General features: G+C 61.6%; 9 protein-coding genes. 2 read left to right on the top strand and 7 right to left on the bottom strand.

The window, feature by feature from the left end:
* The 7 genes from P7F28_RS22330 to P7F28_RS22300 form a co-directional block, all read right to left on the bottom strand.
* Positions 1 to 163, bottom strand: a 163-nt coding sequence (locus tag P7F28_RS22330; protein WP_368860362.1) for a cytochrome b/b6 domain-containing protein, incomplete at its 3' end; no start/stop codon positions are given.
* Positions 160 to 1218: a catalase family peroxidase gene (locus tag P7F28_RS22325; RefSeq protein ID WP_277186940.1), complete on the bottom strand. Its 1059-nt coding sequence runs from the start codon at positions 1216 to 1218 to the stop codon at positions 160 to 162. The genes P7F28_RS22325 and P7F28_RS22330, both read right to left, overlap by 4 nt.
* Positions 1219 to 1303: 85 nt before the next feature.
* Positions 1304 to 1573: a DUF3325 domain-containing protein gene (locus P7F28_RS22320; protein WP_277186938.1), complete on the bottom strand. Its 270-nt coding sequence runs from the start codon at positions 1571 to 1573 to the stop codon at positions 1304 to 1306.
* The gene (locus tag P7F28_RS22315) at positions 1570 to 3168 is read right to left on the bottom strand and encodes a PepSY domain-containing protein (RefSeq protein WP_277186936.1); all 1599 of its coding nucleotides are present in this window, start codon (positions 3166 to 3168) and stop codon (positions 1570 to 1572) included. The genes P7F28_RS22320 and P7F28_RS22315 overlap by 4 nt, the downstream gene beginning before the upstream one ends.
* A complete protein-coding gene (locus P7F28_RS22310; protein ID WP_277186934.1) occupies positions 3165 to 3428 on the bottom strand; it encodes a DUF3649 domain-containing protein in 264 nt (87 codons plus the stop codon). The genes P7F28_RS22315 and P7F28_RS22310 overlap by 4 nt, the downstream gene beginning before the upstream one ends.
* Positions 3429 to 3564: 136 nt before the next feature.
* Positions 3565 to 4821, bottom strand: coding sequence for an MFS transporter (locus P7F28_RS22305; RefSeq protein WP_370467379.1), 1257 nt, complete (start codon positions 4819 to 4821; stop codon positions 3565 to 3567).
* Between the two features lie 50 nt (positions 4822 to 4871).
* Positions 4872 to 6062: a M20 aminoacylase family protein gene (locus P7F28_RS22300; protein ID WP_277186930.1), complete on the bottom strand. Its 1191-nt coding sequence runs from the start codon at positions 6060 to 6062 to the stop codon at positions 4872 to 4874.
* Positions 6063 to 6178: 116 nt separating this feature from the next.
* Between P7F28_RS22300 and P7F28_RS22295 the strand changes: the two genes are divergently transcribed.
* Together P7F28_RS22295 and P7F28_RS22290 are read left to right on the top strand one after the other, a co-directional pair.
* Complete coding sequence (locus P7F28_RS22295; RefSeq protein ID WP_277186928.1) at positions 6179 to 7096, top strand: LysR family transcriptional regulator; 918 nt, start codon at positions 6179 to 6181, stop codon at positions 7094 to 7096.
* 157 nt (positions 7097 to 7253) lie between these two features.
* Complete coding sequence (locus P7F28_RS22290) at positions 7254 to 8624, top strand: hypothetical protein (protein ID WP_277186926.1); 1371 nt, start codon at positions 7254 to 7256, stop codon at positions 8622 to 8624.
* Positions 8625 to 8641 lie beyond the last annotated feature (17 nt).

Genomic DNA, 8641 nt, shown 5'->3' with positions numbered 1-8641 from the left:
AAGGCTTATGAATAGAAACCAAACTCAAATAATCCGGATTCACGGTCGAGACCATGCCCACGCCGATAAAAAGCATCGCCAAAATACAAATGGCCATGATCCAGTGCAGCGCGCGTTGCAAAGGCGAAAATCGCGCGTGTGTCGTGTGAAAAGAAGTGCTCATTGCTTCGCTCCTTCCGGCGTGTGCGGATAATCCTTGTCCTCCGCCGTTCTGCGATTGAACGACACCGAATACGCCGCCGATCGCGCAGCGGGGAACGGATCGTCGGAAACGTGCATGCCGGCGGGCAACACGGTCGGATCGAAATTGATGTCGCGGCACGGGCCGTCCGGCTCCGCTTCGATCTGCTTGACGACAAGCGTCCCCGCATTCACCGTGCGGCGATCTTCCGGCCACGCCTTGCTCGGGTCCGCGGTCGGATCGCCGGGATTGGCGACAGTCACGAGCATGGTCCACTGCTGCGGCGCGCTTTGCACACGCTTGGTGATGTCGGCATCGAGAAAATTTTCGCCGCGTGCTTTCAGTTGATCCGGCGTGACGTTTTCCGGCGCGGCGGCGGGCACGAACGACCAGCGCACCACCTGATCCTGTCCCGATGTATTGGTGAACACGAAGCTGTTCAGGCTGTTGTAGCGATCTTCCGCGTACGATGGCGTCCACGGCGCGCTGCCCGCCCACTTGCCGAACGCACCGATTTCGGGATGCGCGGCGGCGAAGTTCTTCATCGCATCGGGGTTGGATTTGTCGGCGAGCGCTTTTTGCAGGTCGTAGAAGCCGTCCACGGTGGCGACCGGGAAGAACGGCGCGGTGATCATCGCGGAGCGCCAGGTGCTGCCGTCGGGCGTCGTGACGCTCAGGCTCAAACCGCGCACGCGGGCCATCGCATCGTTGGCTTTGGGATCGGGCGTGGCGAGATTGAAGCGGCCCGTAACCGGATACGAACCCGCCGCGAACAGTTGCGCTTTCGAAAGCGCGGCGGCGGAGCCGTTCGAATCGAATGTGCCGGTAAAGCAGATGCCTTTCGCGTGATTGCGCCGGAACCCGAGCGCGGGACCGCCCGGCGGCGCGAGACTGCCGACGATCTTCGCAGGCGTCAGCCGGTTCGGCGTGAGCCAGCCGGCCGTGTACGCGAAGGCCAGAACCAACACCGCGACGATCGCGGCAATCAATACCAGCGAACCGATGCTGGATGTGGGGGATCGTTTTTGTTCGGCCATCGGACTCTCTCGGGCGGCGATTTGGCTGGAAGCTAATCTATCAGCAAGCCAGATATCGTGCACGGGGAATGCGAAAGCGCGCTTTTCAGGCGGGTTTGTATCGCTCGTAGAGGATTAGCGCGCCGAACACCAAACCGGCCGCAAGACTCGTGCATCCGCTATAGCCGACCAGTCCGAGCGCCCAGCCGCGTTCATCGACGATATAGCGCAGCGCCAGCACCAGCCCGCACCATCCGGCGATACGAAAACCGCGCGTTTTGCCCGCATCGAGCACGCGGGCGAACAAGGTCTGCTGATGCCGTTCCATCGATACAGCCAGACACGCAAACGCCATCACGCAGAACAGCAGCGTCATACGTGTTCCTCTTCGCGCTCTACGACCATCGCTTTCCGCTCTGCTTTGAAAGCACGCGGACGATGACGTGCAGTCTTCACTGCCAGCGCTGCGTGCAAAGCGGCAAACGCCCACATCATCAGATCGAAGCCCGCGAACACCCAATCGCCCTGCGCGATGCTGCGCCAGATCGGGCGATTTGTCGTCAGCACATCGAGCACAGGAACGAGCGCCAGCAACGCCGCCGCGATCCACAACATTTCGATCGACGCACGCTTCGCAGGCCGCAAGAACGCGTCGAGCAAAGTCACGCCCCATACCGCGAAAAACACGTTGATTTCCGCATCCGAACGCTTCGCCATCGCAACCGGCAGCACGCGATTCGCCCACAAAAAAGACGTCATCGCGATCGACAAACCCGCGATGCTCGCAATGTTCAAGCGCTCGACCAGCCAGAAGCCGAAGTAAGGCCGCGCCGGATCGGCGAGCTTTTGACGGCGCTTGACGGTCCACATGACCAGCCCCGTGCCGACCATCGCCGTGCCCGCGAGACTGACGATGAAATACAGCCAGCGCAATTGCAGATCGCTGAAGCGGCCGAGATGCAGCGCGTACAACACGCCGCGCGTTTCCGCCGCGCCGCCGACGCGATCCTTCACCTCGATCAGCTTGCCGGTGACGCCATCGAACAACATGTATTGCGGGCTCATCGAGACGCGCGCCGATTCCCCGCGCGATACCGCCACGCGCGCGTTCGCATCGCCGGGAAGCGTGATGGTGACGCGGCCGACGTTGTCGCGTCCCCAGCGCGCTTGCGCTTCGCGGACCATCGCATCGACGGGAGCGAGTTCGGCTTTGACGCCGCTCGGCTTGCCGGGCTGAATGAACGCGCTCAGTTGCGTCATCATTTCCTGGCGTTCCACAGGCGTCTTGAATGCCGTCGATGCCCCCAGCGGGAAGTACATCGTCATCAGCGTGACGAGGCCGGTGTACGTAATCATCAAATGGAACGGCAGGCCGAATACGGAAAGCGCGTTATGCGCATCGAGCCACGAGCGCTGGCCCTTGCCCCATCTGAACGTGAAGAAGTCGATGAAAATCTTCTTGTGCGTGATCACGCCGCTGATGATCGCGACCAGCATGAACATCGCGCAGAAGCCGGCAATCCAGCGGCCCCAGATCGGCGACATGTAATAAAACTGGAAGTGATAGCGATAGAAGAATTCGCCGCCGAGCGTATCGCGTGCGGTGGCGCGCGCGCCGGTCGCGGGATCGAACGTGCCTTCCTGGAATGCGCGCACGCCGGGTTTCGCGTTCGGCGTGCGCCAGAACGATCCGACGATATTCGTGCGCGGCGCGGGCAATTCGAAGCTCCATTGCGCGCTGCCCGCCGCGATGGTGCCGAGCGTCGCGGTCACGCGTTTCGCGACATCGGCGGGATCTTGCTGCGTGTGCTGATGCGGCACTTCGGGACGCATCCACTGCGAGGTTTCGTCCTTGAAGTAGCTGACGGTGCCGGTCAGAAACATCGAATAGAGAATCCAGCCGACCAGCAAACCGGCCCACGTATGCAGGTCCGACATGGTCTGACGGATGCCGCGTGGTTTCGTGCTCATCGCAACCACGCCGCCCAAGCTGCGACCGACAACGGCAACGCCGCGATCAGCAAACCAACCCACGCACGCCGCGCGCTGCGCACCGCGAACACCCAGATCACCGCGCACGCGAACACGATAAAACTCGCCAACATGCCCGTGAGCACGGCTTGCGGCTTTTCCATCGGCAGGACGAGTGCGGCGACGCTTACGAGCGCGGCGAGCGCGTAGCCGCCGAACATCGCCGCGACGATGCGCGAGATCAACGGGAGGGTTTTCATCGAGGAGAAAAAGCGGACGATGCGGCGTGTAAATGATAACGATTATTATCTACGAAAACGCCTGCGTCCGGTTAAGTATTTACTTACGACTGCGCCCGCAGCGGGCATCGCCACCGCTGCGGGTCTTGAACACGCTTCAGTCGAGCGCCTTGCCGCCCGTTTCCTCGAACATCGATACCGCGATCAGCGATATCAGCACGCAGCCGATCATGTACCACGCAGGCGCCATCTTGTTGCCGGTCGCGCGGATCAGCCACGCGGCGACGAGCTGCGCCGTGCCGCCGAACGCCGATACCGCGATCGCATACGCGCTCGACATATAACCCGCGCGCAGATGCTTCGGAAAGTTCTCGGGCATCAGCGCGTAGGCGGGCGCGGAGCCCATCGTGTAGCAGAGCATCAGCACGATCAGCGTGACCAGCACCACGGGCAGCGTCGGATAGTGCGTCATGATCCAGAACGCCGGATACAACAGCACGATCAGCGCGATACGCCCGATCAGCGTCAGCGGCTTGCGTCGTCCCATGCGGTCGGACCATGCGCCGTAAATCGGGCACATCACCAGCGAGATCACGCTCGATGCCACCCCCGCGAGCATCGACATTTTCGAGGGCAGGCCGAGGTATTGGATGCAGTAGGTCGGCATGTAATACATCATCACGTACGTCGAGACGGACATGCCCATGATCGAGAAGATCGTCAGGAACCAGTTGCGCACGTAGACGCCGCGTTTCGGATCGTCGCGCGTGGCGATGGCTTTCGCGGCAGGCGGTTCTTCGCGGATATGACGACGCAGATAGATGCCCACCGGCGCGATCAGCGTGCCCATCAGAAACGGGATGCGCCAGCCCCAGCTATGCATGGTTTCATTGGAGAGCAGAAAGCCGAGGCTGGCCGCGAGACCCGAGCCGAGCAGCGCCGCCGCGCCCTGACTCGCGAGCTGCCAGCTTGCGCGAAATCCGCGATTCGCCGTGCCGCCCATTTCCAGCAGCGTTGCGGTGGCCGCGCCGAATTCGCCGCCCTGCGCGAAGCCCTGCACCAGTCGCGCCACCACGATCAGCACCGGCGCGGCCAGCCCGATCTGCGCGTAGTTCGGCGCGAGACCGATGGCCGCCGAGCCGACAGCCATCAGCAGAATGGTCAGCGTGAGCGCGGGCTTGCGGCCGGCGCGATCGGCGTATCGGCCGAGCACGAAACCGCCGAGCGGACGCATCACGAAACCGACCGCGAACACCGCGAACGCGAGCAGCGAGGACGTCACCGGATCGTTCGCCGGGAAGAACTGGCGGCCGATGGTCAACGCGAAATAGCTATAAACGGTGAAATCGAAAAATTCGAGCAGATTGCCGATCACTGCCGCGAACACGATCTTGCGTTGCTGCGCAGGCGACATCTGCGGCGTGTCGTGTGCGTTCTGAGCCGAAAACGTTTGAGTCGTTGCGTTCATGCGCGGTCCTTGGCGAGAAAGCGTTCGACCAGACGCGTCCAGAAGGCCGCGCCGATGGTCAGGTTGTCGTCGTTGAAATCGTAGCGGGCGTTGTGCAACATCGGACGGTCTTCGCCGTTGCCGAGACGCACGAAGCAGCCGGGCACTTTTTGCAGGTAGTACGCGAAATCCTCGCTGCCCGCGATCGGCGGGAACGGCGAAATCACGTGTTCCGGACCGACGAGTTCCAGCGCAACTTGTCGCGCGAAATCGGTCTCCGCCTCGCTGTTCACCAGCACCGGATAACCGCGAATAAAGTCGATTTCCACCGTCGCGCCATACGCCGCCGCCTGCGCTTCGATCAGCGCGCGAATGCGTTTTTCGAGCGTTTCGCGCACGGTCGGCGAGAAGGAGCGCACGCTCATTTCGAGCACCGCGTCTTCGGGAATCACGTTCGCGGCGTGGCCGGAGCGGAACGAGCCGACCGTCACCACGGCGGCCTCGTTCGGATCGACATTACGCGATACCACCGTCTGCAAGCCCATCACGATACTGCTGCCGACCATCACCGGATCGACGGCGAGGTGCGGGCGCGCCGCGTGGCCGCCGCGCCCGATGATGCGCAATTTCACCGTATCGCACGCGGCCATCAGCGGGCCGGCGCGGAAGCCGAACGTGCCGGTCGCCACGCCCGGATGATTGTGCAGACCGAAGATCGCATCGACGGGAAAGCGTTCGAACAGGCCGTCCGCGATCATGCGTTCAGCGCCGCTGTCCGAGCCGGCTTCTTCGGCGGGCTGGAAGATCAGATGCACGGTGCCGTCGAAATTGCGCGTTTTGGCGAGATGTTGCGCTGCGCCGAGCAGCACCGTGGTGTGTCCGTCGTGACCGCACGCGTGCATCTTGCGGTCGTGGATGCTCGCGTACGCGAGGCCGGTTTGCTCGCGGATCGGCAGCGCGTCCATATCGGCGCGCACGCCGACCGTGCGTGTCGAATCGCCCGCTTTCAGCGACGCCACCAGCCCGTGTCCGCCAATATTGCACGTCACCTGATAGCCCCAACTTTCGAGCTTTTCGGCGACGAAGCGCGACGTTTCCGCTTCTTCGTACGACAACTCGGGATGCTGGTGAATGTGATGACGGATTTCGTCGAGTTCGGCGCGGGCATCGGCCAGATCGGCGATTTCGCAGAAACGGGGTTGCGACATTGGTCGGCTCCTTTTTTATCAAGCGTTCGCCGAGTATTGCACCGACGAAAAACTCGACCCATGACCAAATCGCGTCGAAAATGTTGCCTTCAGGTCAACAGTCACCGAACCGAAACATGGACGATTCAAGCGATATCAACGACCGCGCCCTGCGCTATCTCGCGGAAATCGCCACGCATGGCGGCGTGCGGATGGCGGCGGAAGCGCTCGGAGTCAACGCATCGGTCATTAGCCGACAAGTCGCGGCGATGGAGCGGCGGCTGCGCTTTTCGCTGATCGAGCGGCGCGGGCGCAGCGTCGTGGTGACGGAAATCGGACAAGTGCTGATCGACCACTATCGCGACGGCCAGCGCCGCCAGCGCGATCTCGCCGCGCGGCTGGAGGAATACCGCCATCTGCGGCGCGGGCGCGTGGCGCTCGGCGTGGGCGAAGGTTTCATCGGCAATCTGATCGCGCGCGCTTTGCAGCGGTTTTCGATGACGTATCCCGATATCCTCGTCGAGATTCATTCGGGACCGACGCCCGCCGTGCTCTCGATGGTCCGCGACGACACCGTCGATATCGGCCTGTGCGCGCGCTCCGCCGACGATCCCGCCATGCGTATTCATCCGTTCGCCGCGCGTCCGCTGTGCGCGGTGATCGCGCCGACGCATCGCTTCGCGGCGATGTCGAAAGTCGCGCCGCACGAACTCGCGAACGAACGGCTGATTTTCATGACCGAAGCATTCGGCGTGCAGCATTTCGTGCAATCCCTGCTCGACGATGTGCGCCTGAATGTGATGCCCGCGTATCGCGTCGATTTGTTCAACACGGCGCAGACCTTGGCGGCGGCTGGATTGGGCGTCGCGTTTATGTCGTCGATCACGGCGCGGCGCGGCATCGATCTGGGCGAACTCGTCGCCGTGCCGATCGATCATCCCATCGCCACCGGATTCGCCAGTCAGATGATGACGCGCGTCGGCCGCAGGCTCTCGCCCGCAGCGGATCATTTATGGAAGCAGTTGGCGCAAAGTTTTCTCGAAGTGAAGCGATGATCTGTGCATCGCGCAATCATTGTGTCTTAGACCACACAATCCAGAAGGCACTTGAACGCATAAGGATTCGGTAACCTAAATTATCCGCAGGACCGACCGCGTCGAGCGATTCTCCGCCGTTGTCCAAAATGTCCGGCAACTCACGGCGAGGTCGCTAATGACGGATAGCGTTGCATCGGCTCCAACAAAAGACGGCTCGTTCGATGAACTGATTTTCAAGCGCGAACTCAACGAAGTCTATCTGCTGCTCGATTTCATTTCGGGCCGTCACGACGCGCATATCTGGAATCTCGACGTCGATATTCCCGCGAGAAACGGCTTGCCGAATCAGAAAGCCACCGCGTTTGACTTGTATCGTCTGATTTCGACGATGCGTTATCCGCCACGCAGCAACGGCGCCAATGGCGGTAATTGCGGCGAAACCGAAGACAAAGCGTATAACGCGACCGTTCTGCTCTATGTCAAAGACAAGCTGAATTCCATCGCCGCGCCCGCGCGCGGGATGACCATTGCGTACACCTACATATATTTAGCCGAAGAATTGCCGATGGTCACGCCCATCGGTTCATCCGAGCCTGTGGAGCAAGAGCAAGGGCAGACGAAAGCATCGGTGGCGCGCGATGCGTTTCCGGGTCTTGCCGCCAGCGCGCGACGACTCCGAAGGAAGCGCAATGTCATCAGCATCGTCGGCTCGCTGGTGTTCGTGCTGGCGACGTATCTGCTGTGCTGGACCGTGTATGGATCGGTGATTATCAAGCGCTTCGAGGAAGACCGGCAAAGCACGATGGATATCGAAAAGAACATCGCCACGCAGCTCGTTGCGGACAGGGCGGGTGGTATCGGCAAGGACGTTACGGGAAGCGTCGCGCACGTGTGTTGCTGGAATACGGTCGATAAACTCAGCGTGACCGCGCAAGGTCTGTGCGGCAACTGGTCGTACTATCAGGCGCGCTTCAACAAAGCTATTGCCGATGCCGGCGAATACGGCCGTCAGTCGCGCTTTCTCACGTTTTTCCTGCCGACCGCGAAGCTCAGGCCGAAGCAAGAACCCTCGCCACCGTGCGATGGATGTGAAGCCTGCCCGGCACGCACGACGCAGAAAGCGGCGACCGTATCCACGCCCGCGCCAGGCGACGATTTCCGTCAGGAAGACGTGCAGTCCATCGGCCTGATCGCTTCGGTTTATTCGACTTACGTGCTGCCGCTGTTCTTCGGTTTCGTCGGCACCGTTGCCTCGTTTCTGCGCGATACGGGCAACAAGTCGCTGATGAACACGCTCGCCCCGCGCGATGAAAACCTCGCGGGCGTGCGCTTGCTGCTGGGCGCGATAGCGGGCATCGCGGTTGGCTTGTTTTATAGCCCGACGCAAAGTGCGCAACAGGTGACATCGGGATTCGGGGTACTGACTTTATCGGCATCCGCGATTGCATTTATCGCCGGTTACGCCGCCGACGTGTTCTTCAATTTTCTCGACAACCTGAGCACCCGGCTTTTCAACCTGAGCGGAGGCGCCGGCAACACTCGGTAAGCATCGATCCGCGTATG

Source organism: Caballeronia sp. BR00000012568055 (genome assembly GCF_029439455.1).
Taxonomy (GTDB): Bacteria; Pseudomonadota; Gammaproteobacteria; order Burkholderiales; family Burkholderiaceae; genus Caballeronia.
This window is presented reverse-complemented; position numbering and strand designations above follow the sequence as displayed.